At 61.9% G+C, this 23,276-nt stretch carries 18 protein-coding genes; 4 read left to right on the top strand and 14 right to left on the bottom strand.

What is annotated here, in order from left to right; translation table 11 throughout:
* Nucleotides 1–57 precede the first annotated feature (57 nt).
* Entirely contained in the window at nt 58–1,086 is a 1,029-nt protein-coding gene (locus IVB22_RS22710; RefSeq protein WP_247519469.1) for an IS110 family transposase, read from the top strand.
* A gap of 362 nt (nt 1,087–1,448) precedes the next feature.
* Here the strand turns inward: IVB22_RS22710 and IVB22_RS22705 are convergent, their stop codons facing one another.
* Nucleotides 1,449–4,022 (bottom strand): EAL domain-containing protein, encoded by a 2,574-nt coding sequence (locus IVB22_RS22705; RefSeq protein ID WP_247519468.1) that lies wholly within the window; start codon nt 4,020–4,022, stop codon nt 1,449–1,451.
* A gap of 336 nt (nt 4,023–4,358) precedes the next feature.
* Here IVB22_RS22705 and IVB22_RS22700 point away from each other — a divergent pair, with 336 nt between their 5' ends.
* Entirely contained in the window at nt 4,359–5,285 is a 927-nt protein-coding gene (locus IVB22_RS22700) for a hypothetical protein (RefSeq protein ID WP_247519467.1), read from the top strand.
* A gap of 140 nt (nt 5,286–5,425) precedes the next feature.
* Here the strand turns inward: IVB22_RS22700 and pip are convergent, their stop codons facing one another.
* The 3 genes from pip to IVB22_RS22685 form a co-directional block, all read right to left on the bottom strand.
* Entirely contained in the window at nt 5,426–6,382 is a 957-nt protein-coding gene (gene pip, locus IVB22_RS22695) for a prolyl aminopeptidase (protein WP_247519466.1), read from the bottom strand.
* Nucleotides 6,383–6,572: 190 nt separating this feature from the next.
* Nucleotides 6,573–8,213, bottom strand: coding sequence for a chaperonin GroEL (gene groL, locus IVB22_RS22690; RefSeq protein ID WP_247519465.1), 1,641 nt, complete (start codon nt 8,211–8,213; stop codon nt 6,573–6,575).
* A 137-nt stretch (nt 8,214–8,350) separates the two neighbouring features.
* Nucleotides 8,351–8,668, bottom strand: coding sequence for a co-chaperone GroES (locus tag IVB22_RS22685; RefSeq protein ID WP_074272317.1), 318 nt, complete (start codon nt 8,666–8,668; stop codon nt 8,351–8,353).
* A gap of 264 nt (nt 8,669–8,932) precedes the next feature.
* Between IVB22_RS22685 and IVB22_RS22680 the strand changes: the two genes are divergently transcribed.
* Entirely contained in the window at nt 8,933–9,217 is a 285-nt protein-coding gene (locus IVB22_RS22680) for an usg protein (RefSeq protein WP_247519464.1), read from the top strand.
* A 110-nt stretch (nt 9,218–9,327) separates the two neighbouring features.
* Here IVB22_RS22680 and IVB22_RS22675 read toward each other — a convergent pair whose 3' ends face one another.
* Genes IVB22_RS22675 through IVB22_RS22665 form a run of 3 tightly spaced genes read right to left on the bottom strand, consistent with a single transcriptional unit; the run spans nt 9,328 to nt 12,871 of the window.
* A complete protein-coding gene (locus IVB22_RS22675; protein WP_247519463.1) occupies nt 9,328–10,059 on the bottom strand; it encodes an ABC transporter ATP-binding protein in 732 nt (243 codons plus the stop codon).
* Nucleotides 10,056–11,825: an ATP-binding cassette domain-containing protein gene (locus IVB22_RS22670; RefSeq protein ID WP_247519462.1), complete on the bottom strand. Its 1,770-nt coding sequence runs from the start codon at nt 11,823–11,825 to the stop codon at nt 10,056–10,058. The genes IVB22_RS22675 and IVB22_RS22670 overlap by 4 nt, the downstream gene beginning before the upstream one ends.
* 5 nt (nt 11,826–11,830) lie before the next feature.
* Complete coding sequence (locus IVB22_RS22665; protein WP_247519461.1) at nt 11,831–12,871, bottom strand: branched-chain amino acid ABC transporter permease; 1,041 nt, start codon at nt 12,869–12,871, stop codon at nt 11,831–11,833.
* A gap of 175 nt (nt 12,872–13,046) precedes the next feature.
* Between IVB22_RS22665 and IVB22_RS22660 the strand changes: the two genes are divergently transcribed.
* Complete coding sequence (locus IVB22_RS22660; RefSeq protein ID WP_247519460.1) at nt 13,047–13,577, top strand: MarR family winged helix-turn-helix transcriptional regulator; 531 nt, start codon at nt 13,047–13,049, stop codon at nt 13,575–13,577.
* Nucleotides 13,578–13,586: 9 nt separating this feature from the next.
* Here IVB22_RS22660 and IVB22_RS22655 read toward each other — a convergent pair whose 3' ends face one another.
* The 7 genes from IVB22_RS22655 to IVB22_RS22625 form a co-directional block, all read right to left on the bottom strand.
* Nucleotides 13,587–15,734, bottom strand: a complete 2,148-nt coding sequence (locus IVB22_RS22655) for an EAL domain-containing protein (RefSeq protein WP_247519459.1) — start codon at nt 15,732–15,734, stop codon at nt 13,587–13,589.
* A 181-nt stretch (nt 15,735–15,915) separates the two neighbouring features.
* Nucleotides 15,916–17,205: a glycerate kinase gene (locus tag IVB22_RS22650; protein WP_247519458.1), complete on the bottom strand. Its 1,290-nt coding sequence runs from the start codon at nt 17,203–17,205 to the stop codon at nt 15,916–15,918.
* 127 nt (nt 17,206–17,332) lie between these two features.
* On the bottom strand, nt 17,333–18,559 hold the full coding sequence (locus tag IVB22_RS22645; protein ID WP_247519457.1) for an ABC transporter substrate-binding protein: 1,227 nt from the start codon (nt 18,557–18,559) through the stop codon (nt 17,333–17,335).
* 159 nt (nt 18,560–18,718) lie between these two features.
* Complete coding sequence (locus IVB22_RS22640) at nt 18,719–19,948, bottom strand: ABC transporter substrate-binding protein (RefSeq protein ID WP_247519456.1); 1,230 nt, start codon at nt 19,946–19,948, stop codon at nt 18,719–18,721.
* Between the two features lie 181 nt (nt 19,949–20,129).
* Nucleotides 20,130–21,356, bottom strand: coding sequence for an ABC transporter substrate-binding protein (locus tag IVB22_RS22635; protein ID WP_247519455.1), 1,227 nt, complete (start codon nt 21,354–21,356; stop codon nt 20,130–20,132).
* A 17-nt stretch (nt 21,357–21,373) separates the two neighbouring features.
* Nucleotides 21,374–22,387, bottom strand: a complete 1,014-nt coding sequence (locus tag IVB22_RS22630) for a branched-chain amino acid ABC transporter permease (RefSeq protein ID WP_247519454.1) — start codon at nt 22,385–22,387, stop codon at nt 21,374–21,376.
* Nucleotides 22,388–22,389: 2 nt separating this feature from the next.
* Nucleotides 22,390–23,268 carry a branched-chain amino acid ABC transporter permease gene (locus tag IVB22_RS22625; protein WP_247519453.1) on the bottom strand — a complete coding sequence of 293 codons (879 nt, stop codon included), beginning with the start codon at nt 23,266–23,268 and terminating at the stop codon, nt 22,390–22,392.
* Between the last annotated feature and the right edge of the window lie 8 nt (nt 23,269–23,276).

The following is a 23,276-nucleotide window of genomic DNA, read 5'->3' as shown; positions in this document are numbered from 1 at the left end:
ATGGTGTTACGGAGTCAGAGGGATGAGCCTCGCTCCAAGCATCAAGGAGAGACGACCATGGAGCATTATGCCGGAATCGACGTGTCATTGGAATGCTCGAGCGTGTGCGTTGTCGACGGCAATGGCAAGATCGTGCGCGAGGCCAAGGTGGCGAGCGAGCCGCAAGCCCTGATCGCCTGGTTCGGTTCGCTGGGCTTCGGCCTGGAGCGGATCGGGCTGGAGGCCGGACCCTTGTCGCAATGGCTGTTTGCGGCAATGAAGGCAGCCGGCCTGGCCGTGGAACTGCTGGAGACGCGGCACGTGCGGAAGGCGTTCGAGGCGATGCCGGTCAAGTCGGATCGCAACGATGCCCGCGGCATCGCGCAATTGATGCGACTGGGCTGGTTCCGGCCGGTGCATTGCAAATCGATGAGTGCGCAAGAGACCCGATCGCTGCTGACGGCGCGCAAGCTGGTGCAATCGAAGCTTCACGACGTGGAGAACAGTCTGCGCGGAATCCTGCGCGGTTTTGGTCTGAAGGTTGGCAAGACGACCGGGCAGAAGTTCGCGGGACGGATCGAGGAACTCGTGGCGGGCCACCCGCATCTGCAAACGATCGCCCGGGCGCTGCTGGCGGTGCGAGCGGTGCTGCGGACCGAGTTCGCAGCCTTCGAGAAGCAGACCCGCAGAATGGTGCGATCCGACATGCAGGCACGGCTGCTGACGTCAGTCCCGGCGGTCGGCCCGATCGTGGCGCTAACCTATGCCAGCGCGATCGACGATCCAGCCCGGTTCAAATCGTCGAAGCAGGCAGGAGCCCATTTCGGGTTGACGCCGAAGAAGCATCAATCCGGCGAGACCGACTACACCGGCCGGATCAGCAAGATCGGTGATGCTTCGGTGCGCACGGCGCTTTACGAGGCCGCCAACGTCATGCTGACCAAGCCGGTCAAAGGCTGCTCGCAACTGAAGAGCTGGGCCATGCGGATCAAAAGCCGCGCCGGCATGAGCAAAGCCAAGGTGGCGCTGGCGCGCCGGCTCGCGGTGATCATGCATCGCATGCTCGCCGACGGAACACCCTTTAACGCCGCTGCGGCGGCAGCCTGACAGGAGAGACACAACAGTTTTCGGGCGGGTCACGACACCAGGCCTTCTCGAAGCGAAGTCCCTTCGCCGGGACGATGGATCAGGTCAGGCCGTTGCCCACCAGGTCGCCTTCGTGAGCACGCTCAACGTAGATTGGCCGACCTATCCTCTTCCAACTCCATCAGGTGGCGGCCCTGGCGCCGACCCCGTACAGAAGCGAGACCCCGGCGGGCGGGCTACGCAAAGGGATTGACTAATCAAGGCCCGTTACAGAAGGGTGGGCAAAGCGAAGCGTGCCCACCATCGATCGGCGAGCAAGAAGGGATGGTGGGCACGGCGCAAGTGGGCCTTTGCCCACCCTACGGAAGCCGGAGACTGCTCGCCTAACCGCCCGTCGACGCAATCAGCAACGACGGCGTCGGCTGCGAGCGGGGCTCCTCGATGCTCCTGCGCATCGCGCGCATCTGTTCCGTGACATGATCGAGCAGCCACCGCTCGAACGCTTCCGGCGACATCGCGGGCGCGATGAGATAGCCCTGCACGACGTCGCAGCCGAGCCCGGCCAGCAGCTTGCGTTGCCCCTCGGTTTCGACGCCCTCAGCGACGACAGCCATTTTCAGGCTCTGGCCGACGCGGACGACGGCGGTCGCGATCGCGAGCGCGCTGGCGTCGCGCTCGATGTTGCGCATGAAGCTGCGATCGATCTTCAATTCGCGGATCGGCAAGTGCGCCAGCCGGCTCAGGCTCGAATAGCCGGTCCCGAAATCGTCCAGCGACAGGCCGACACCGAGCTTGCGGATCGCATTCATGCTGTCGATCGCGGCCGAACGTTCATTCACGAGCACGCCTTCGGTGATCTCGAGCATCAATGCCTGGGGCGGAAGGCCGTTGGCCGCGATGGTTTCGGCCACCACGGCGGCGAGCTTCGCATTCTGGAAATTGAGCGGCGACAAATTGACCGCGACGCAGGGGACATCCAGCCCGGCATGGCGCCACGCGGCCATTTGCCGGCATGCCTCGCGGATCGACCATAGGCCGATCTGCTCGATCAGGCCGACTTCCTCGGCCAACGGGATGAATTTCGAAGGCGGGACTTCGCCAAGCTCAGGATCGTTCCAGCGCGCCAGCGCTTCGACGCCGTAGAGGGCACCGTCGACGGTTCGGGTTTGCGGCTGATAGACGAGCTTCAACCGGTCATTGGCGATGGCCTGGCGGAGCGCAGCACTGAAGACGAGCCGCTGCTCGGCGAGCCGGTTCATGTCGGCGCTGAAGAAGCGATGGGTGGAGCGGCCCGCCTGCTTGGCCTTGTACATCGCCGCATCGGCCTGCTGTATCAGCGTATCGATATCGGTCGCGTTGTCGGGATAGATGCTGATGCCCATGCTGGCGGAAATCGGCACCTGCCTGTTGTCGATCCACAGCGGTGACGCCAGCGCTTCGGTGATGTTGGAAGCAACCAGCGAGGCGCGCGCGGGATCGCAGTTCGGCAACACGATGACGAACTCGTCGCCGCTCAGGCGTCCCAGCAGGTCGGACGGCTGGATGCGGGCGCGCAGTCGTTTTGCAAACTCGACAAGCAGCGCGTCGCCGGCCGAGTGTCCGAGCGTATCGTTGACGTCCTTGAAGTGATCGAGATCGAGAAACAGCAGCGCGAGTTGCTTTCCCCTGCAATCGTCGATCGCCTGGTTGACCAGTTGTCGCAACTGCGCGCGGTTCGGCAGCCCGGTCAGCATGTCGTGGTAGGCGAGCCGGGCAATCTGGGCCCGCGCCTCCTTTCGCTCGATCGCCAGCGCACCGAGGTGAACGCAGGCGTCGACGATCCGCTGATGCCAGCGGCTCGGCGCCCGGCGCTCCCTGAAATAGAAGGCGAAGGTTCCGATCACACGGCCATCCTTGGCCTTGATCGGCGTCGACCAGCAGGCCTTCATGCCGACCTCGAGCGGCCGCGTCTTGTACGGCTGCCAGCGCGGGTCGGTGTCGAGATCTTCGGCCAGCACAGGCTTGCCGTAATACGCCGCCGACCCGCACGAGCCGACGTCCGGGCCGATGGCGACGCCGTCGAGTGCGCGGGAGTAGTCGTCGGGCAGGCTGGGGCCGCCCAGCGGATGCACCAGCCCGTCGGAATCGACGTGCAGCACCGAAGCGACGACGTCAGGCGCAATGGCTTCGACGCGCCGGCAAAGCCGGTCGGCAATCTCGGTGAGCGGAAGTTCGTCGGCTAGCGCCCCCATGATCAGTTGCTGCAGCGACCTCAACTGCTTGTTCTCGGAGATGTCGGTCAACAGGGCGAAGATGTACTTGATCCGTCCGCGGGCGTTGCGGAACGGCTTGACCATGGCCGAGACCCAGATTTCGTCGCCATTTTTGTCGTAGGCAAGGATTTCTTCCTCCTCGCCGCCGCCGTCGCAGATTCGCCGTCGCAACCTCGCCAGGGTGTGGCGGTCAGTGAGCCGGCCGGCCAGCAATTGGTTGGCCTGCCGCCCCTGGATTTCCTCAGGCGAGTATCCGAACAGTCCGGAGAACGCGGCATTGGTGTAGATGATTCTCAGCTTGCGATCGGTGAGGACGACGGCACGGTTGGTCTTGTCGGCTACCAGGTTAAGCAGCGCGATCCTCTCGCGTCGTTCGACCTCTGCGGTGATGTCGCGAACAAAGACCATGTAGTTGCTGCGGCCGTCGATCTCGACACGCGAAACCGATACAGCGGCCCGAATCCGGCTGCCGGTACTGCGCCGGATCGTGATCTCGGAATCTTGCCTGAGGTCGTTGAGCCCGAGACAGCTTGCATCGAGGCCAAGAACCTCCTCGCGGCGCACGCCCCAGATCAACCCGGCCGCAGCGTTGAAGTGGCTTACACGCAGATCGCTGTCGACGATGACGACAGCCTCGCTCGCCTGCTCAAGCGCCGCCAGCAGGAATTCGGGGGTCTCGACCGTGGGGTAACCGGAAGCGCGCATCGTCTGACCTTGTGATCCCCTCAGTCCACCATCGGTGCCCCCGGCGCCGGGTGAAAAGTAGCTGTATTCATGGCAAGAATAGAAGGCTGCGAGTGATCAGTAGGTTGTGCAACTCACAACGAGCTGGTGGGAACAGCCGTCATGCTTAAGATTTCGTTAGCGAAGGCGGGCCGGGCGTATCCTCACTCATAAGCACTGCAACGGGCTCAGGCAGTTACAAAAAGTGAATTCTGGAGGCTTGCGATTCGAGCCGAAGGCTGTTGCGCGCATGCTTCGAGTGTCGTTGCTTTATGGGGTGGAGTGGGCTGGGAGACTCGTTCGAAAGGACGCTCCCCGATGGCACGACAGCAGATTGAGAGGTTGGATTTCGTAGACCTGAGCAGGATGACGGATCTCCGAATGGATCGGGAAACCGGATCTTGGTCTGACGCAGGAATTTATTTCAAGTTTTGCGAAAGCTGCCACCACATGGCGGCGACAATTACCCGGACGCTAGCCGACGCGATCCGGCCTCCTGATCGTTTCTTCGGATCGTATGCAACGGCTGCATCGTTCACGCCGGCGGACCAGAGGTTTGCCTGGGTCGGCGTCATGGCAGGCATCGCCGGGCTGGCTACGCTGCTTCTTTTCGTCTGGAGCGAAATTGGGGCAGGCACGGTAAGTGCGACCGAACGGCGCGCAGATCCTTCCAGCGTGGCCGCCGCCCCTCAGGTTGAAGCTCAGCCGGAGAGAATGGAAGCGATAAGGCGACGGGGTCTGGAATTATTGCGTGCGGACATTCCCGAAGACGAGCCGCCCCAATCGTTGGCGCGCGGTGACCGCCTCAAACTCCACGACGGGACCCTAAAGCCGGTCATGCGCATCGCAACGGCCGGCGAGGTCGATGGCAGCGTTGCTGCACCCGCTCCGTTGCCGACACAGCCTGCTGTGAGCAAACCTGCCAAAGCAAAGGAGAAGCATGCAGCGAAGGAGCGTCATGCGCGGCGCGCTGCAAAGGATTCCCGTGATCGGGTCAGGGTGGCAAACACCAAGAGCGTGCAGGTCGCGGCCGAGCCGAAGACGGCCCCAGCCGGCGGACAGCCGGCGGACCGCGCGCCGCCTGAGGAGAACAAGGCGTTCGGCTGGGTCAAGCTGCCGTCCTCGTGGACGGACGGATGGGAGAGCCTGTGGGCGAAAGGAAATGGCGGTGGAGGTTCATCCTGCGGCCCGTCTGCAAATCCGGCCGCAGGATGCCCGCGGGAGGCTCAAGCTAGCCCGCGATAGCGGCCCACAAGGCGCGGCGCGGGCGCGAAATCCGCTTTCAGGGGGCAAGCCGACATGGCGGGACTTAACGCTGACCTCGTCCAAGGCGAAATGACCCTTAGGCGAAAATATCTGACCATGGTCAGCTTGATGGTAACCGGTCAGACCTGCTGCGCAAAACGATCCGTCGCTTTAATCAGCGCATCAAGAATGCCTGGTTCGTTGTAGGCGTGGCCAGCGCCCTCGATCAGATGAAAGTCCGCTTGAGGCCAAGCCTTGTGCAACTGATACGCATAGCGTGCCGGGCATGGCATGTCGTAACGGCCGTGCACAATCGCGCCTTTGATACCATGGAGCCGGAAAGCATCCCGCAAAATCTGACCTTCTTCAAGCCAGCAGCCATTAGAGAAGTAGTGATTCTCGAGGCGCGCGAAGGCGAGGGCGAAGTGATCTTCGGAGTGCGCGCTCGACAGTTTCTTATTCGGGAGAAGCGTGATCGTTTCGCCTTCCCAAACGCTCCAGGCCCTTGCCGCTTCCAGCCGTATGGAAGGGTCGTCGCTCGTCAACCGCTTGCGATAAGCGGCGATCATATCGTCGCGTTCGGCCTCCGGGATCGGTGCCTGGAAGCGGTCCCATTTCTCGGGAAAAATCTCTGAAACGCCGTGTTGGTAATACCATTCGATCTCGGGCCGAGTGACAGTATAAACGCCACGCAGGATGAGTTCGGAGACGCGCTCCGGATGGGTCTCCGCGTATACAAGAGCCAACGTCGCCCCCCACGACCCGCCAAAAACAAGCCACTTTTCCACGGCTGCAATTTGACGTAGCCGCTCGATATCATCAACGAGATGCCAGGTCGTATTTGCATTGAGCTCGGCATGCGGTGTCGAGCGCCCACATCCGCGCTGATCGAATAGCATCACGTCGTAGAGGGAGGGGTCGAATAGCCGGCGATGATCTGGCGTAACGCCGCCACCCGGGCCGCCGTGAAGAAACACAGCTGGTTTGCCGCCGGGTTTGCCGCAGCGTTCGTAGTAGATCGTATGGCCGTCGCCGACATCGACAAAACCAACTTTGTACGGCTCAATCGGTGGATAGAGCGTGCGGAGTGCCGTCATTACCTGGCTCGCGAAAATTGACTAAGGCATGGTCGGAAATTCGCACTCTTCCAACCCTCCCTGCAACTCGATCCCTTGAGAGCGGTAACCTCCGTGCAGCTATCGTCGTCGAGATGGGCGTGTAGCTAACGCGGAAAGGCCCGGCGTCGCTGCCGGGCCTTTCTTATTGTCGTGCTCTGAATGGTTGGACTTAGAAGTCCATACCTCCCATGCCACCGCCCGGAGGCATGCCGCCAGCGCCGGCGTTCTTCTTCGGCACTTCGGCCACCATGGCTTCCGTGGTGATCAGGAGAGCCGCGACGGACGCTGCGTTCTGGATCGCCACACGAACCACCTTGGTCGGGTCGATGATGCCCTTGGAGATCAGGTTGACGTATTCGCCGGTCTGCGAGTCGAAGCCGTAATTGTACTGCTCCTTCTCGAGGATCTTGCCGACGATGACGGAGCCGTCTTCGCCAGCATTGATGGCGATTTGGCGGGCTGGATACGACAACGCCTTGCGGACGATTTCGACGCCGGTCTTCTGGTCGTCGTTCTTGGTGCGAAGTCCCTTGAGATGCTGGGAGGCGCGCAGCAGGGCGACGCCGCCGCCCGGCACGATGCCTTCTTCAACCGCCGCACGGGTCGCATGCATCGCGTCATCCACGCGGTCCTTGCGCTCCCTCACCTCGACTTCGGTCGCGCCGCCGACGCGGATCACGGCTACGCCGCCCGCGAGCTTGGCCAGACGCTCCTGCAGCTTCTCACGGTCGTAGTCCGAGGTGGTTTCCTCGATCTGCGCCTTGATCTGCTGAACGCGCGCCTCGATGTCGGCCCTCTTGCCGGCGCCGCTGACGATGGTGGTGTTTTCCTTGTCGATCATCACCTTCTTGGCGCGGCCGAGCATCTGCAGGGTGACGTTCTCGAGCTTGATGCCGAGATCTTCCGAGATCGCCTGACCACCGGTCAGAACCGCAATGTCCTGCAGCATGGCCTTGCGGCGATCGCCGAAGCCCGGAGCCTTGACGGCAGCAACCTTGAGGCCGCCACGCAGACGGTTGACGACGAGGGTGGCAAGCGCTTCGCCTTCGACGTCTTCCGCTATAATCACAAGCGGCTTGCCGCTCTGCACCACGGCTTCGAGCAAGGGAAGCAATTCATTCAACTGAGATAGCTTCTTTTCGTTGATAAGGACGTAGGCATCTTCCATTTCAACGCGCATCTTGTCGGCGTTGGTGACGAAGTAGGGCGAGATGTAGCCGCGGTCGAACTGCATGCCCTCGACGACCTCGAGTTCAGTCTCGAGCGACTTGGCTTCTTCCACCGTGATGACGCCCTCGTTGCCGACCTTCTTCATGGCGTCAGCCAGGAACTTGCCGATCTCGGCGTCGCCGTTGGCAGAGATAGTGCCGACCTGGGCGATTTCCTCGTTCGAGGTGACCTTCTTGGAGTTCTTGACGAGGTCGGCGACCACGGCTTCCACCGCCAGGTCGATACCGCGCTTCAGATCCATCGGGTTCATGCCGGCGGCAACCGCCTTGGCGCCTTCTCGGACGATCGCAGCCGCGAGAACGGTCGCGGTGGTGGTGCCGTCGCCGGCAGCGTCGGCCGACTTGGAGGCGACTTCGCGCACCATCTGCGCGCCCATGTTCTCGAACTTTTCATCAAGCTCGATTTCCTTGGCGACGGTGACGCCGTCCTTGGTGATGCGGGGTGCGCCGAACGATTTGTCGAGCACGACGTTGCGGCCCTTCGGACCGAGCGTGACCTTCACCGCGTTGTTGAGAATTTCGACGCCGCGCAGCATCCTGTCGCGGGCATCGACGCCGAATTTGACTTCCTTGGCTGACATAATGATCTCCGTATTCTCAGATCCCAAGGTCCGCGCGACTGGGCGGATTGCTGAGGGATGAGATTTGGATTGCAGGCCTCTTCCTTCGAGACGCCGGCTGCGCCGGCTCCTCAGGGTGAGGGAACGGGCTAAAGCGCTTAAGCGGCCTTCTTCTTGGCGGCGGGAACGTCGGTGAGAACGCCCATGATGTCGCTTTCCTTCATGATCAGAAGTTCCTGACCATCGAGCTTGACCTCGGTGCCCGACCACTTGCCGAACAACACGCGGTCGCCGACCTTGAGGTCGATCGGGATCAGTTTGCCAGCTTCGTCGCGGCCGCCTGGGCCCACGGCGACGATTTCGCCTTGCGAGGGCTTTTCCTTGGCACTGTCCGGAATGATGATGCCGCCTGCGGTTTTATCTTCGGCATCGATGCGTTTGACCACGACACGGTCGTGGAGCGGACGGAATTTCATGCGGTCCTCCTTGGCTTTTGTGATTTTCTGGATTGGCAGTCGCGATGCGCGAGTGCTAGCCGCTCTTCACATAGGCTTGTGACACCGGGGCGCAAGGGCTTCGGCACACGATGTTTGACTGCGACTTGAGTTTCTGGAGGAGGGGCGGCTGCTAGCAGGTGAAGTAACATGCTGCTAGCGCGTTGATTGCTATGACCTATTGAACGTTTCCCTTTTTGGCGAATTGAGAATCATGCAACTGCTTCAGTTGGGCTGGAGGTTGGCATGGTCGAGAAAGATGCGGTTTCCAAGGATTTCAGGAAGCAGGTCTTAGGCTACGGACTGACAACAGCGGAGATCGTTTATCGCCGTCCGGATCGGCGCTGGCTGCTGCAAACTTACGTCTGGCAGGACTACGATATGTTTCCGGATTTCCCGGCGTTAAAGGATTTCCTCGCGTTCTGGGAAACAAAGCTCGAAGGACCGCTGCTTGCGGTCACCGTCGCGCACTCGAAACTGATCAAGCCTGCCGAACTACGCGCCGTGGACGGTGTCTTCCGGCTGCATTAGCGCGAGGGCGCAGAGCTTTGGGGTGATCTCTGTCGCTCATGCGCAAAATGCTTGCGGGAAGTTTACTCTCTTCACGCGAGCCAATTCAGCGAGATCACAAGCACGCGCCCCTAAACTTCGCTCGCGCCCTCGTGCTGGAAGCCGAGATAGCTTGCCGCGACGCGCTGGTTGCTGGCGATGTCCTTTGCCGATCCGCTCAGGATGAACTCGCCGAGCTCCATGACATAGGCGCGGTCGGCGATCTTCAGGGCGGCCTGCGCGTTTTGCTCGACCAGCAGCACCGAGACGCCGGCGGCGCGGAGTTCGCCGATGGTGCGGAAGATGTCGGCGACGATGATCGGCGCCAGACCGAGGCTCGGTTCGTCGAGCATCAGCAATTTGGGGGCGCCCATCAGGGCGCGGCCCATCGCCAGCATCTGCTGCTCGCCGCCCGACAGCGTGCCGGCCAGCTGCTTGCGCCGCTCCTTCAAACGCGGAAACAGCGCATAGACGCGCTCGAACGATTTCGCGGCCGTGGCCTTTGGAATCCGGAAGGCGCCGAGCTCCAGATTGTCCTCGACATTCATGGTGCCGAACAGTTCGCGGTGCTCGGGCACCAGGCAGAGGCCCGCCGCGACCCGATCCTCGATGTCGAGCGGGGCCATGTCGGTGCCGGCGAAGGCAGCCGCGCCCTTCAGCGGCAGCACGCCCATGATGGCGTTCAGCAGCGTGGTCTTGCCGGCGCCGTTGGCGCCGATGATGGTGACGATCTCGTTGTCGGCGACGTCGAGCGAAACCGAACGCACGGCTTCGACCTTTCCATAGGAAACATGCGCATCGGAGACCGATAACAGCGCACTCATGCGGTAGCTCCGAGATAGGCCTTGATCACATCGGGATTGGTCTTGATCGTAGCCGGCGTGCCCTCGGCGATCTTGGTACCGAAATCCAGCACCACGATGCGATCGGCGAGGTCCATCACAAAACCCATGTCGTGCTCGACCAGCAGCACCGACATGCCGCCGTCGCGCAATTGACGGAGTAGCGCAGCGAGCCGCTGCTTCTCCATGTGACGTAATCCCGCGGCCGGCTCGTCGAGCAGCAGCAGCAACGGATCGACGCATAGCGCGCGTGCAATCTCGACGATGCGTTGCTGGCCGAGCGACAGGCTTCCCGCCAGCTGGTCGATCTGGTCGCCGAGGCCGACGCGCTCGATCTGGCGCGCGGCTTCCGCCAGCAGTTTCGCCTCGTCGGCCCGGTCGAGCCGGAACATGCTGGCGACCGCGCCCGAAGACCCTCGCAGATGCGCGCCGATCGCGACGTTCTCCAGCACGGTCATGTCGGGCACCAGCTTGACGTGCTGGAAGGTGCGCGCGACGCCGAGTTTCACCACTTCCTGCGGCGGAGCATTATCCACCTTGTGGCCGAGCACCGAGATGGTGCCGCCGGTCGTCGTCAGCACGCCCGTGATCAGGTTGAAGGTCGTGCTCTTGCCGGCGCCGTTGGGGCCGATCAGGGCGACGATCTCGCGGGCCTGAACGTCGAAGGAGACGTCGTTGACGGCAATCACGCCGCCGAACTGCTTGCGCGCTTTCTCGATCTGCAAGAGAGCGGTGGATGAAGCCGGCGCGCGCTCGCGCTTGGCAAGGGGAAGCGACGTATCGGGCACCTTGCGGCCCGGCTTGATCGGCAGACGCGCCATCAGCCAAGGCCAGACGCCGGTCGGCGCCAGCTGCAGCAGCACGACCAGCAGGATGCCGAACACGATGGTTTCGAGCTGGCTCTGGCCGCCAAAGATATAGGGCAGGTAACTCTGCAGGATTTCCTTCAGGACCACGACGATACCGGCGCCGAGCACCGCGCCCCAGACATATCCGGCGCCGCCGACCACGGCGATGAACAAATATTCGATGCCGGCATGGGCGCCGAACGGGGTCGGGTTGGCGGCACGCTGGAAATGCGCATAGAGCCAGCCGGACAGGCCGGCGAGAACAGCTGCATAAACGAACACCAGCAGTTTTGCGCGCGGCGTCTGCACGCCGAACGCTTCGCCCGCGATATGACCGCGCCGCAGCGCACGGATCGCGCGGCCGGTGCGGGAATCCAGCAGGTTCATTGTCAGCAGCGCCGAGATGAGAACCCCGATCCAGATCGCGAAATAGATCGTGCCGGGATCGAGCATTTTGAAATTGCCGATCGAGAGCGGCGGAATGCCCGATATGCCGTCATTGCGGCCGAGGAATTCCAGCTTGCTGAACAGGTAGAACAGGCCGATGCCCCAGGCGATGGTGCCGAGCGGCAGATAGTGGCCGGATAGCCGCACCGTGATGATGCCGAGCAGGACGGCTGCCACGCCGCTGACGAGCAGCGAGAGCGGCAGCGTCAGCCACGGCGAGAAACCGTAGGCAGTGGTCAGCACCGCCGTGGTGTAGGCGCCGAAGCCGCAGAAAGCAGCCTGGCCGAACGAGGTGAGGCCGCCGACGCCGGTGAGCAGCACCAGCCCCATGGCCACCAGGGCGGCGAGGCCGATATTGTTGAGCAACACGATCCAGAACGGCGGGACGCCCGGAATGAACGGGATTGCCGCCATGACGATCGCGAAGATGAGGACAGGAAGCCGCTGATGCATTGCCGTCAGTCCTTCTCTTCCTCGACCGCGGGCGCTGCGAGCGAACGCAGCACCAGCACGGGAAGGATCAGCGTAAAGACGATGACCTCCTTGAAATTGCTGGCGTAGAAAGAGGAAAAGGCCTCGACGCTGCCGACGATCAAGGCCGCCACCGCCGTCAGCGGATAGCTCACCAGCCCGCCGATGATTGCAGCAATGAAGCCTTTCAGGCCGATCAGGAAACCGGTGTCGTAATAGAGCGTGGTGATCGGCACGATCAGGATGCCGGAAATGGCGCCGATCAGGGACGCCAGCAGGAAGGCGATCTGTCCCGACAGCGTGGTGCGAATGCCGACGAGGCGGGCGCCGAGCCGGTTGACGGCGGTGGCGCGCAGTGCCTTGCCCATCAGCGTGAAGCCGAAGAACAGCCACAGCGCTATGATGAAGGCAATCGTCAGCCCGTAGACCGCAAGGCTCTGGCCGGTGAAGCGCAACGGACCGATCGTCAATGCGGTGTTGGACAGCGCCGGGCCGCGCAGGCCTTCGGCGCCGAAGAACACCAGGCCTAAGCCCTGCAAAGCGAGATGGCAGCCGACGGAGGCGATCAGCAGCACCAGCACCGAGGTATGCGCGATCGGCTGGAACGCGATGCGGTAGAGGAACAGTCCGATCGCCGCGACGATCAGCAGCGACAGCGCGATGTTGACCGCGATAGGAGTCTTGGGGCTGGCGAACCCGTAGGTTAGAGCCACGATGGCAGCCGGCAGGACGATGTTGAGGGCAAGGGAGCGCAAGATCTTCTTGAGCCGCAGCGATCGCCGCGCGTCAAACAGATCGAGCGCGAAGGCGACCAGGCCCATCGCCATGGCGAGCCACGCAGTGCCCGGCACCTTGCCGGTCGCCAGCACGGCATAGCTCAGCGCGCCGAAGGTGACGAATTCGCCCTGCGGGATCAGGATGACGCGCGTGACGGCAAACACCAGCACCAGCGCAAGCCCGAGCAGCGCATAGATCGCGCCGTTGGTGATGCCGTCCTGCAGCAGGAACAGCATGATCGTCGTGTTCAAGACTGGCGCTCCCCCTAAAAGCGTCGCCGGTCCTGACCTTTCGTGGTCCGCCGGCCGTCCCATATCTCGGCAGTTGAAAGCCGCCGATATTTGATATATTCAATAACAATTATCAAATATAACATCAAGGGCCCGGCCGCCGGCCAAGTCCTTTTTCGGGTGCGAGCCTCACGCCATGACAGTTTCCAAGGCAGCGACCGATGCCGTCAAGCCGCCGCGCAGCAACGGCAAGGAAATTGCGGGCGGCGTTGTGGGCGGCGCCGCTGACAATGCCGGGCTGCAGCTGGGCGAATTGGCCGAACTGCTTGGCTATTCGCTCAAGCGTGCACAGCTCAAGGTATTCGAGGACTTCCTGCGCTGCGTCGCGCCGCTGCAACTGACGCCGGCGCAATTCTCGGTGCTGCTGCTGCTCGATCGCAACCCCGGACGCAACCAGACCGAAATTGCCAACACGCTCGGCATCCTCAGGCCGAATTTCGTCTCGATGCTGGATGCGCTGGAGAGCCGCGGCCTGTGCACCCGGATGCGCTCGACCAACGACCGCCGCTCGCACATCCTGGTTCTGACCGACAAGGGAAGGGCGGTGCTGGCGCGCGCCAAGAAGCTCGTTGCCAGCAAGCACGAGGCACGGCTCAACGAACTGCTGGGCCCGGCCAACCGGGTCGCGCTGCTCGAAATGCTGTCGAAGATCGCGGCGGAATTCTGAGGGGCGCGATCAGGCCGCGACGATGCGGCCTTGAACGTCTCGCGGCCCGCGTCCCGACAGGAATTGCCGCTCGATCTCGGCGGCGGGAAGCGGCTTACTGAACAGGAAGCCCTGCATCTCGGTGCATCCTTCGGAAGCAATGCTGTGGAGCTGCTCCGCGGTTTCCACGCCCTCGGCGGTGGCCGTCATGCCCATTCCATTGGCGAGCGCGGCAACCGCCCGCACGATGGTGAGCGAGCTCGAATCCTCGTTGATGTTCTTGACGAACGAGCGATCGATCTTGATCTTGTCGAACGGAAAGCTCTGCAAGTACGTCAGCGACGAATATCCGGTGCCGAAATCGTCCATCGCGATCCGGATTCCGAGCGCCCGCAACTGATGCAGCACCGCAAGCGTCGCCTCCTTGTTGTGGAGCAACACGCTCTCGGTGATTTCGATTTCCAGCCGCGTGGCCTCGAGGCCGGAAGCCGCGAGCGCGCCGATGATCACCTGCATCAGGCCAGGACTGCGAAACTGGATCGCTGAAATATTGACGGCGACATGAAGGTTGTCGGGCCATTGCGCCGCGGTGGCGCAAGCCTGCCGGATGACCCACTCGCCCATCGGGACGATGAAGCCGATCTCTTCGGCCAGCGGGATGAAGTTGGCCGGCGAGATCAACCCCTTGGACGGATGATTCCAGCGTATCAAGGCTTCAAAGCCGCTGATTTCCTTGCTCGCCAGGTTGACAACCGGCTGGTAATGCAGCTCGAACTCGCCTGCCGGCAGCGCCTTGCGCAGGTCCTGCTCCATGACGCGGCGGGTCTGCATCTGCAGGTCCATCGCGGGCTCGAAGAAGCGGAACGTGCCGCGGCCGTCGCTCTTGGCGCGATAGAGTGCGAGGTCGGCGTTGCGCAACAATTTATCGGGATCCGATCCGTCGCCCGGACCGACCGAAATGCCGATGCTGACGCCGATCACGGCCTGTTGGCCATCGATGTCATAGGGCTCGCTCAGCGCGTCGATGACGGCCTGCGCCAGCGAAGTGGCGTCGGCGGGGTCCGCGATCGTGGCCTGCACGATCACGAATTCATCGCCGCCCATCCGCGCGATCGTATCGGCCTCGCCAACGAGCCCGCGCAGCCGTTCGGCGACGATCTTGAGCAGCTTGTCGCCGCAGGGATGGCCGAACGTATCGTTCACGGCCTTGAACTGATCGAGGTCGAGATGATGGACGGCTACCATTTCGTCGTGCTGAATCCTGCCCAGCGCGTATTCGAGCCGATCGTTCAACAGCACCCGGTTGGGCAAATCGGTCAGCGCATCGTGGTGCGCCATGTATTCGATCTTGACCTCGGACTGGCGCTGCTCGGTGATGTCCTCATGTGTCGCGACCCAGCCGCCGCCGGGCATCGGCCGGTGACGGATCTTGAAGGTGCGCCCGTTCATCAATTCGACGATGCTGTCCTTTGCCTCGTTGGAAACCGCCACATTGGTGCGCCAGCGCAGATACTCGTCCCGCGTCATGGCGGGAAAGCTGCCGGCTTCGAAGCGCAGGTCGACGATCTCGATCAGCGACATGCCGGGGCTGACGCGCTCGGGCGCGATATCGTACATCTCGACAAAGCGATCGTTGCAGACGATCAGGCGGTGGTCGGAATCGAAGAAGCACAGCCCCTGCGACATGTTGTTGATCGCGGTGTCGAACTGGAAGTTCCTGACGCGCAGCGTCTCTTCCTGCTCCCTGCCGAGTTCGTATTGTTTCTTCAGCCGGGCATTGAGCTCTTCGCGCTCGGTGATGTCCTCATGGGTCGCCATCCCGCCGCCGCCGGGTATCGGATAGACGGTGTAGGCGATGATCCGGCCGTCAGTGAATTCCTGCACCGTGGTGTCGAGTGCGATGTCATGGCCGACGCGCGCACGGATGTAATCATCGGGCGCGACCGGCACCTTCAGGCCGAGATCCAGCCGATGCCGGATCAGTTCACTGGTCGGTGTGCCCGGCTTCACCTGTTCAGGCGACAGCCCGTACATGTCCCTGTAACGGGCGTTGCAGAAAACGACTTCGCGTTTCTCGTCGAAAATGACGATCCCGAGCGATAAATGGTTGATCGCCTCCTCGAGCCGCGCACTCAAGGGCGCTGACCGCGGGGCGGTTATCTGGCCGTAATCCGTCATATAGCGTTTCCCCAGCCGCTATCGGCGGCTCTCCTCCCTCCAGGAGCGCGGCCATTAGAAGCCCAAGCTGGTGAATTCGCGCCTTCGAGATGGACAATGCGCGCCGGTTCTTCGCAACTTGCTCAACAGCGCGTTAACGTCGTTTTGGCACGTACAGGATGCTGGCAGCCGCGCGGAAAACCTAGGCGGGGTCCACCAGGATCACCCTGACGTCATTGACGTTGGTGAGCGTCGGGCCGGTCAGCAGCAGATCGCCGGTGGCTGCAAAGAACGCGGTGGCATCGTTGTTGGCGAGATAGGCCGCGGGTGAGAGGCCGAGCGACTTCATCTTCGCAAACGTCGTCTGATCGACCACGGCGCCGGCCGGATCGGTCGCGCTGCCGGCGCCGCCGTCGGCGCCGTCGGTGTCCGCGGCCAGCGCCACAATGCCTGAAGTGTCCTTCAGAAGATCCGCCAGCGCCAGCGCATATTCCTGGTTGGGGCCGCCACGGCCATTGCCGCGCACGGTCACCGTGAGTTCGCCGCCCGAAAGGATCGCGATGCGTTTGCCTTCGCTGCGTGCTTTCAGCGCCAGGCGCGCATGATCGGCCGCAACATCGCGCGCCTCGCCTTCGAGATCGGCGCCGAGGCCTATGACCTCATAGCCGGCGTCCTTTGCGACCTTGATGGCCGCGTCGAGCGACGCCTTCGGCTTCGCAATCATCTCGAATTGCGCGCGAGCAAACGCGCCATCGCCGGGCTTGCAACTCTCGTTCGCGGGATCCTCGAGCGCGCGCCTGACGGCATCGTCCACCGTGAGATTATACCGCGCCACCAGCGCGCGGGCGTCCGCCAGCGTGCTCGGATCCGGCACCGTCGGTCCTGATGCAATCGCGGACGGATCGTCATGCGGCACGTCGGAGATTGCGAGCGTAACGATCTCGGCGGCGCGCTGTCCGGCGCGGGCCAGCCGTCCGCCCTTGATCCGCGACAGATGTTTGCGGACGATATTCATCTCGCCGATCGGCGCACCCGAGCGCAACAATGCGCGGTTCACCTGCTGCTTCTGTACGAACGAAACGCCGTCGGCCGGTGCGATCCAGTTCGCGGAGCCGCCGCCGGACAGCAGCACCAGCAACAGATCGTCAGCGGTTGCCTCAGCGGCGAGGCGCAGCGTTTCATCGGCGGCTTTCAGCCCGGCTTCGTCGGGCACCGGGTGGCCGGCCTCGACGACCCTGATCCGCCGCGTCGGCACGCCGTGTCCGTGCCGCGTGGTGGCCAGGCCGGTCAGTCGCACGGGATCGAGCCCCAGCGTATCGAGGTAATGCCGCTCGGCTGCGGCGGCCATCGCCGCCGCGCCCTTGCCGGCGGCGAGGCAGATCACCTTACCCTTCGGCGCCGGGCGCAGATGCGCCGAGAGCACGACGTCGGGATGCGCGGCCGCAACGGCCGCGTCGAAGATCGCACGCAAAAGGGGACGCCGGTCGGTCATGGTCTACAACGGGGCTGCAGCGGGACGGGGGTCTGGTTATCCATCCAATCGCTCCAAAAGAAAACCCCCGCGGCGAGCCGCGGGGGTGCCTCAGGCCCGCAAATGGGCCGATCAGAACTCGAAATGACTAGCCGCCGACGTCGCCGCTCATGATCTCGCCGAACAACTCCCAGGCTTCGCCCTTGAACCGCTGCAGCTGGACCTGCGAGATCGGCGCGAAGTCGGTCGGCGAGGTGTTGACCTTGATGCCCGGCAACAGGCCACCGAGCTGAAGCTCCTTGATGTTGGCAGCCTGCTTCATAACGTTTTCGCGCGTCAGGTTGTCGCCGCATGCCTTCAACACGTGAACAAGTCCCTGCGCGACGGTGTAACCGAACATCACCGATCCGTCGATGCGGTTGCCTTCCGGGAAGTACTTCGTCAGGAACTCGTCGAACGCCTTCATGCCGGCATCGTCCTTCCACTGCGGGTCGGACGTGTCCTTGAGGTAGGCGGAGGAGATGATGCCCTGGCTGGCTTCGAAACCGGCGGGCTTCATGACGGCGCCAATCGAGGCCGAGACATTGTTGAGGAAGTGCGTGGGTTTCCAGCCGATCTCGGCGTTTTTCTTGATCGCCTGCGCCGCGAATTTCGGCGTGGTGATGTTGATGAACACGTCGGCGCCGGTCGCCTTCAGCTTGACGATGTGGGAGTCAATCGTCGGCTCGGATACTTCGTAGCTCTCTTCCATGACGATCATCGAGGCGGCCTTCGCACCGAGTCCGTCCTTGAAGCCCTTCAGATAGTCCTTGCCGTAGTCGTCGTTCTGGTAGAGCACGCCGATCTTGGCATTCGGAAAATTCTTCAGGATGTACTTGGCGTAGATGATGGTTTCGCTCTGGTAGTTGGGCTGCCAGCCCATCGTCCACGGGAAGGTTTTCGGATCGTTCCACTTGGTGGCGCCGGTCGCGACGAACAGTTGCGGCACCTTCTTGCTGTTGAGGTACTTCTGGATCGCCGTGTTCGGCGGCGTGCCGAGCGGGTTGAAGACGAGCAGGACTTCATCGCTCTCGACCAGCTTGCGCGCCTGTTCCACGGTCTTCGGCGGGCTGTAGGCGTCGTCATAGCTGATGAAGTTGATCTTGCGGCCGTTGATGCCGCCCTCGGCGTTGATCTTCTTGAAGTAGGCTTCCTCGGTTTTGCCGATCACACCATAGGCGGAAGCCGGTCCGCTGTAGGGCATGATGTTGCCGATCTTGATTTCGGTATCGCTCGCGCCGGAATCGTATTTCTTCTGTGCGAGCACGCTGCTCGACGATGCGGCGAGTAGTCCAAACGCCGCGGATAGAACCGCCAGTTTTTTGATTGCGGACATTACGTCTCTCCCTTTTCATTTAATAATGTTAACCGTCGGGCCCCTTGAATGAAGCTCTTTTTACGGCAATTTGCTTACCATCTTGCCGCAAGCCTCACAACAAAAAGCCCCTGCGGCAAGGCCGCAGGGGCTGCTTCTTTCGTAGACGGCCTCGGCGTGCTAGCCGCCGACGTCGCCGGAGAGAATCTCGCCGAAACGCTCCCAGGTTTCGCCCTTGAACCTGATCAACTGCAGTTGCGATAGCGGAGCAAAGTCGGTCGCCGAGGTGTTGACCTTGACCCCGGGGAGCAGGCCGCCGACTTCGAGGTCCTTGATGCTCGCCGCCTGCTTCATGACGTTAGCGCGGGTCAGGTCGTCGCCGCAGGCCTTCAGCACATGAACCAGGCCTTGAGCGACGATGTAGGCGTACATTACCGACGCGTCGGCGCGGTTGGCTTCCGGATAATACTTGTCCAGGAACTCGTTCCAGGCCTTCATCCCGGCATCACTCTTCCATTGCGCGTCGGTCGGATCCTTGAAGTATTGCGACGAGATGATGTCCTGTCCGTTCTCGAAGCCGGCTGGCTTCATCACGCTGCCGATCGAGCCCGAAACGTTGTTGAGGAAGTGCAGCGGCTTCCAGCCGATCTCGGCGTTCTTCTTGATCGCCTGCGCCGCAAACTTCGGTGTGGTGATGTTGAAGAAGACGTCAGCGCCGGACGACTTGAGCTTGACGATGTGGGAGTCGATCGTCGGTTGGGAGACCTCATAACTCTCCTCCAGGACGATCATCGATGCGGCCTTGGCGCCAAGTCCGTCCTTGAAGCCTTTCAGATAGTCCTTACCGTAATCGTCGTTCTGATAGAGGATGCCGATCTTGGCGTTCGGGTTGTTCTTCAAAATGTACTTGGCGTAGATCTGCGACTCGCTCTGGTAGTTGGGCTGCCAGCCCATGGTCCAGGGGAATTCCTTGGGGTCGTTCCACTTGGTTGCGCCGGTGGCGACGAATAACTGCGGTACCTTCTTCGTGTTCATATATTTCTGGATCGCCGTGTTCGGCGGGGTGCCCAGCGAATTGAAGACGAGCAACACCTCGTCGCTCTCCACCAGCTTGCGCGCCTGCTCCACTGTCTTTGGCGGGCTGTAGGCGTCGTCATAGCTGACGAAGTTGATCTTGCGGCCGTTGATGCCGCCCTCGGCGTTGATCTTCCTGAAATAGGCCTCTTCGGTTTTTCCGATCACGCCGTAGGCCGAGGCCGGCCCGCTGTAGGGCATGATGTTGCCGATCTTGATTTCGGTATCGCTCGCGCCGGTGTCGTATTTCTTTTGTGCCAATGCGCCGCTGCTGGTCGCGGCGAGCAGTGCGAGGGCAGCCGCAAAGGCTCCCAGTCGCAAATTGATAACGGACATTTTGATCTCCCTGGGATCACGATGGATGTGTCATCTTCTTTTTGATTGGAGCGCTTGGCGGCTCTTGGGGACATTGAATACCTTTCGGCCGCGTCCAGCAACAAAAAGCCCCCCGCGACTGCGTCGCGGGAGGCGATATTTAGTCTGATCCCCGGGAAACTACCGTCCGGCGGAATATTAGTTAATGGCCGGCGTCGCCGCTGATGACGTCGCCGAACAGGTCCCACTTCTCGCCCTTGAAGCGCATCATCTGAAGTTGCTCGATCGGCGCGAAGTCGGTGGCCGACGTGTTGATCTTGACGCCTGGCAGCAGCGTATCGGGCGTGAAGTCCTTCAGGTTCGCGGCCTGCTTCATGATGTTTGCGCGGGTGAGGTCGTCACCGCACATCTCGAGGATCTTGGCCAGGGTCTGGGCTGCGCCGTAGCCGTAGACCACCGAGCTGTTGAGCCTGTCGGCCTCGGGATAGTACTTGTCGAGCAGGGCGAGAAACTTCTTCATCCCGGGATCGTCTTGCCATTGCGGGTCGGCTGCGTCCTTGGCGTAGGCGGCCGACAGGATGCCTTGCGCGTTCTCGAATCCCGCCGGCTTGATCACGCTGCCGACCGAAATCGAAACGTTGGATAGGATGTGCATCGGCTTCCAGTCGATCTCGGCTAGCTTCTTGATCGCCTGGGCCGCGAACTTTGGCGTTGTGATGCTGATGAAGACATCGGCGCCCGTGGCCTTGAGCTTGACGATATGGCTGTCGATCGTCGGCTCCGAAATCTCGTAGCTTTCCTCGGCGACGATCATCGACGCCTTGGCGCCGAAGCCGTCCTTGAGTCCCTTGACGTAGTCCTTGCCGAAATCATCGTTCTGGTAGAGCACGACGATTTTGGCGTCCGGCTTTTCCTTCATCACGTATTTCGCGTAGATCAGCGCTTCGCTCTGATAGCTGGGCTGCCATCCGATGGTCCACGGAAAGTGCTTCGGATCGTTCCACTTGGTGGCGCCGGTGGCGACGAACAGTTGCGGGACCTTCTTGGAATTCAGGTATTTCTGGATCGCACTGTTGGACGGCGTGCCGAGCGGATTGAATACCACCAGCACCTCGTCGCTCTCGACGAGTTTGCGCACCTGTTCGACGGCCTTCGGTGGACTGTAGGCGTCGTCATAGGAAACGAACTTGATCTTGCGTCCGTTGATGCCGCCATTTTCGTTGACCATCTTGAAATAGGCTTCTTCGGTCTTGCCGATGACGCCATAGGCGGAGGCCGGGCCGCTGTAGGGCACGATGTGACCGATCCTGATTTCAGTATCGGTCGCACCGGTATCGTACTTCTTTTGGGCAAGTGCACTGCCGTTTGTGACAGCGAAAGTCACGAGCGCCGTCCAAAAGGCGGCGCTTCTTATTGTTGCGGAACGCATTGATTCTCCTGGGTGAGTTACTTCTTGAGTTTACCGATCAGTTGCTGGGCAACGATCGCGACCTGCCTTGCGCCGTGCGGCACGAGGAAGATGACGAGGAACAGGAGCACGCCGAATACGGCGCCGGAGAGACCCTTCGAGATATGCTCGGCGATATTCGGCACGAAGATGATGAAGGCGGAGCCTACGATCGATCCCGGCAGCCAGCCCACGCCGCCGACGACCATGCCGAGGAACAGCGAGATCGCGAGCGTGATGGTGTAGCCGTCGGGGGCCACGAACTGCACCGCGATGGCGCCGAGACCGCCGGCAACACCGGTGATGCCGGCTGAGACGCCGAACGCCAGCGTCTTGTACAGCGCAACGTCGACGCCCATCGCGGAGGCCGCGATCTCGTTGTCGCGGATCGCCATGAAGGCGCGGCCCGAGCGCGATTTCAGCAGGTTGACCGAGGCGATATAGATCCCGATCGAAACCACGAGCGTGAAATAATACAGCCACCTGTCCTGCGAGATCGGCAGCCCGAACGGCGCATCCGGCTTGGTCACCACCAGGCCCTGAACGCCGCCGGTCCAGTGTTCGAAGAAGCCGAGCTTCAGCAGTTGTGGCATGGCCACGGCCAGCGCGAAGGTCGCCAGGGCCAGATAGATGCCGCTCAAGCGCAGCGCCGGCTGACCGAACAAAAACCCGAAGCCAAAGCAGATGATGCCGGCAATGGGTAATGTCAGAGCGTAGTTTACGCCCATATGCTCCATCAGAATGGCGGAGGTATAAGCGCCGACCGCGTAGAAGGCGCTTTGGCCCAGCGAAAACTGGCCGCTGCCGCCGGTCAGGATGTTCAGCGCCAGAACCGCCAGCGCGTAGATCAGCAACATCGTCATCTGGAAAACGATGAAGTTCTTCACGAACATCGGCCCGATGATCAACAATGCCAGCACCACGAGCGAGGTGCCGTAGCCCAGTGTCATGGCTCGCTTCGGAACGGCCTCGACCGCCGGTGCCTCGTTTGCGACTTCGTCAACTGAGCTCATGATCAAACTCGCTTCACGATGGGCCGGCCAAACAGGCCCGCCGGTTTGAGAACCAATACGGTGATGATTAGGGCCAGCGCGATGGGCAATTTCAGTTCATTGCCGACGCCGGGGATATAGGTTCCAGCGAGATTTTCGAATACGCCGACCAGGAACCCCCCAATCACCGCTCCGAGCGGGCTGGTGAGGCCGCCGAGGACTGCGGCGGCAAACCCGTAGATCAGGACGCCGCCCATCATGTTGGGCTCCAGGAACACGACAGGTGCGATCAGGATGCCGGCGATCGCGCCGATCGCGGACGCCATGCCCCAGCCAAGCGCGATCATCCAGCTGGTGTTGATGCCGACCAGCCGTGCCGATTCCGGCAACGACGCGGCCGCGCGCATCGCAAGGCCAATCCGGGTGAACTGAAAGAACAGATAGAGCAGGATCAACAGTCCCACCGTGACGCCGATCATGCCGGCCTGATGGGTCGAGATCAGCTGACTGCCGAGAAAGGGCGAGGATCCGAACGGCGTCGGAAACTGCTTGATCGTGAAGTCCCAGGTCAGCCCCGCGACGCTGTTCACGATCGCAAACAATGCGATGAAGCCGGCGACGTTGGTCAGGACCGGCGCCTTGGCAAGCGGCTTGAACAACATACGCTCGATGGCGATGCCGCCCGCGAACGAGAACGCCAGGGTGAGAAGGAATGCCCACCAATACGGCACACCCCATTGCATCAGCTGCCAGGCGATGAACGTCGAGAACATCGCCATCTCGCCCTGAGCGAAATTGAGATGGTCGATCGCCTGGTAGATCATGACGACGGCGAGCGCCATGCAGGCATAGATCGCACCTGTGGCAATGCCAGCCAGGACTTGGTTGATAAAAAGTTCCACGGCTGCGC

This window comes from Bradyrhizobium sp. 190 (assembly GCF_023073415.1).
GTDB lineage: Bacteria > Pseudomonadota > Alphaproteobacteria > Rhizobiales > Xanthobacteraceae > Bradyrhizobium.
Note: the sequence above shows the minus strand (reverse complement) of the source record. Positions and strands in the feature narration are given on the sequence as shown.

What these genes read in the sequence shown, in the direction of transcription:
- IVB22_RS22710 (WP_247519469.1), top strand. Translation starts at nt 58, where the DNA reads ATGGAGCATTATGCCGGAATCGACGTGTCATTGGAATGCTCGAGCGTG.
- IVB22_RS22705 (WP_247519468.1), bottom strand. Translation starts at nt 4,022, where the DNA reads ATGCGCGCTTCCGGTTACCCCACGGTCGAGACCCCCGAATTCCTGCTG.
- IVB22_RS22700 (WP_247519467.1), top strand. Translation starts at nt 4,359, where the DNA reads ATGGCACGACAGCAGATTGAGAGGTTGGATTTCGTAGACCTGAGCAGG.
- pip (WP_247519466.1), bottom strand. Translation starts at nt 6,382, where the DNA reads ATGACGGCACTCCGCACGCTCTATCCACCGATTGAGCCGTACAAAGTT.
- groL (WP_247519465.1), bottom strand. Translation starts at nt 8,213, where the DNA reads ATGTCAGCCAAGGAAGTCAAATTCGGCGTCGATGCCCGCGACAGGATG.
- IVB22_RS22685 (WP_074272317.1), bottom strand. Translation starts at nt 8,668, where the DNA reads ATGAAATTCCGTCCGCTCCACGACCGTGTCGTGGTCAAACGCATCGAT.
- IVB22_RS22680 (WP_247519464.1), top strand. Translation starts at nt 8,933, where the DNA reads ATGGTCGAGAAAGATGCGGTTTCCAAGGATTTCAGGAAGCAGGTCTTA.
- IVB22_RS22675 (WP_247519463.1), bottom strand. Translation starts at nt 10,059, where the DNA reads ATGAGTGCGCTGTTATCGGTCTCCGATGCGCATGTTTCCTATGGAAAG.
- IVB22_RS22670 (WP_247519462.1), bottom strand. Translation starts at nt 11,825, where the DNA reads ATGCATCAGCGGCTTCCTGTCCTCATCTTCGCGATCGTCATGGCGGCA.
- IVB22_RS22660 (WP_247519460.1), top strand. Translation starts at nt 13,047, where the DNA reads ATGACAGTTTCCAAGGCAGCGACCGATGCCGTCAAGCCGCCGCGCAGC.
- IVB22_RS22655 (WP_247519459.1), bottom strand. Translation starts at nt 15,734, where the DNA reads ATGACGGATTACGGCCAGATAACCGCCCCGCGGTCAGCGCCCTTGAGT.
- IVB22_RS22650 (WP_247519458.1), bottom strand. Translation starts at nt 17,205, where the DNA reads ATGACCGACCGGCGTCCCCTTTTGCGTGCGATCTTCGACGCGGCCGTT.
- IVB22_RS22645 (WP_247519457.1), bottom strand. Translation starts at nt 18,559, where the DNA reads ATGTCCGCAATCAAAAAACTGGCGGTTCTATCCGCGGCGTTTGGACTA.
- IVB22_RS22640 (WP_247519456.1), bottom strand. Translation starts at nt 19,948, where the DNA reads ATGTCCGTTATCAATTTGCGACTGGGAGCCTTTGCGGCTGCCCTCGCA.
- IVB22_RS22635 (WP_247519455.1), bottom strand. Translation starts at nt 21,356, where the DNA reads ATGCGTTCCGCAACAATAAGAAGCGCCGCCTTTTGGACGGCGCTCGTG.
- IVB22_RS22630 (WP_247519454.1), bottom strand. Translation starts at nt 22,387, where the DNA reads ATGAGCTCAGTTGACGAAGTCGCAAACGAGGCACCGGCGGTCGAGGCC.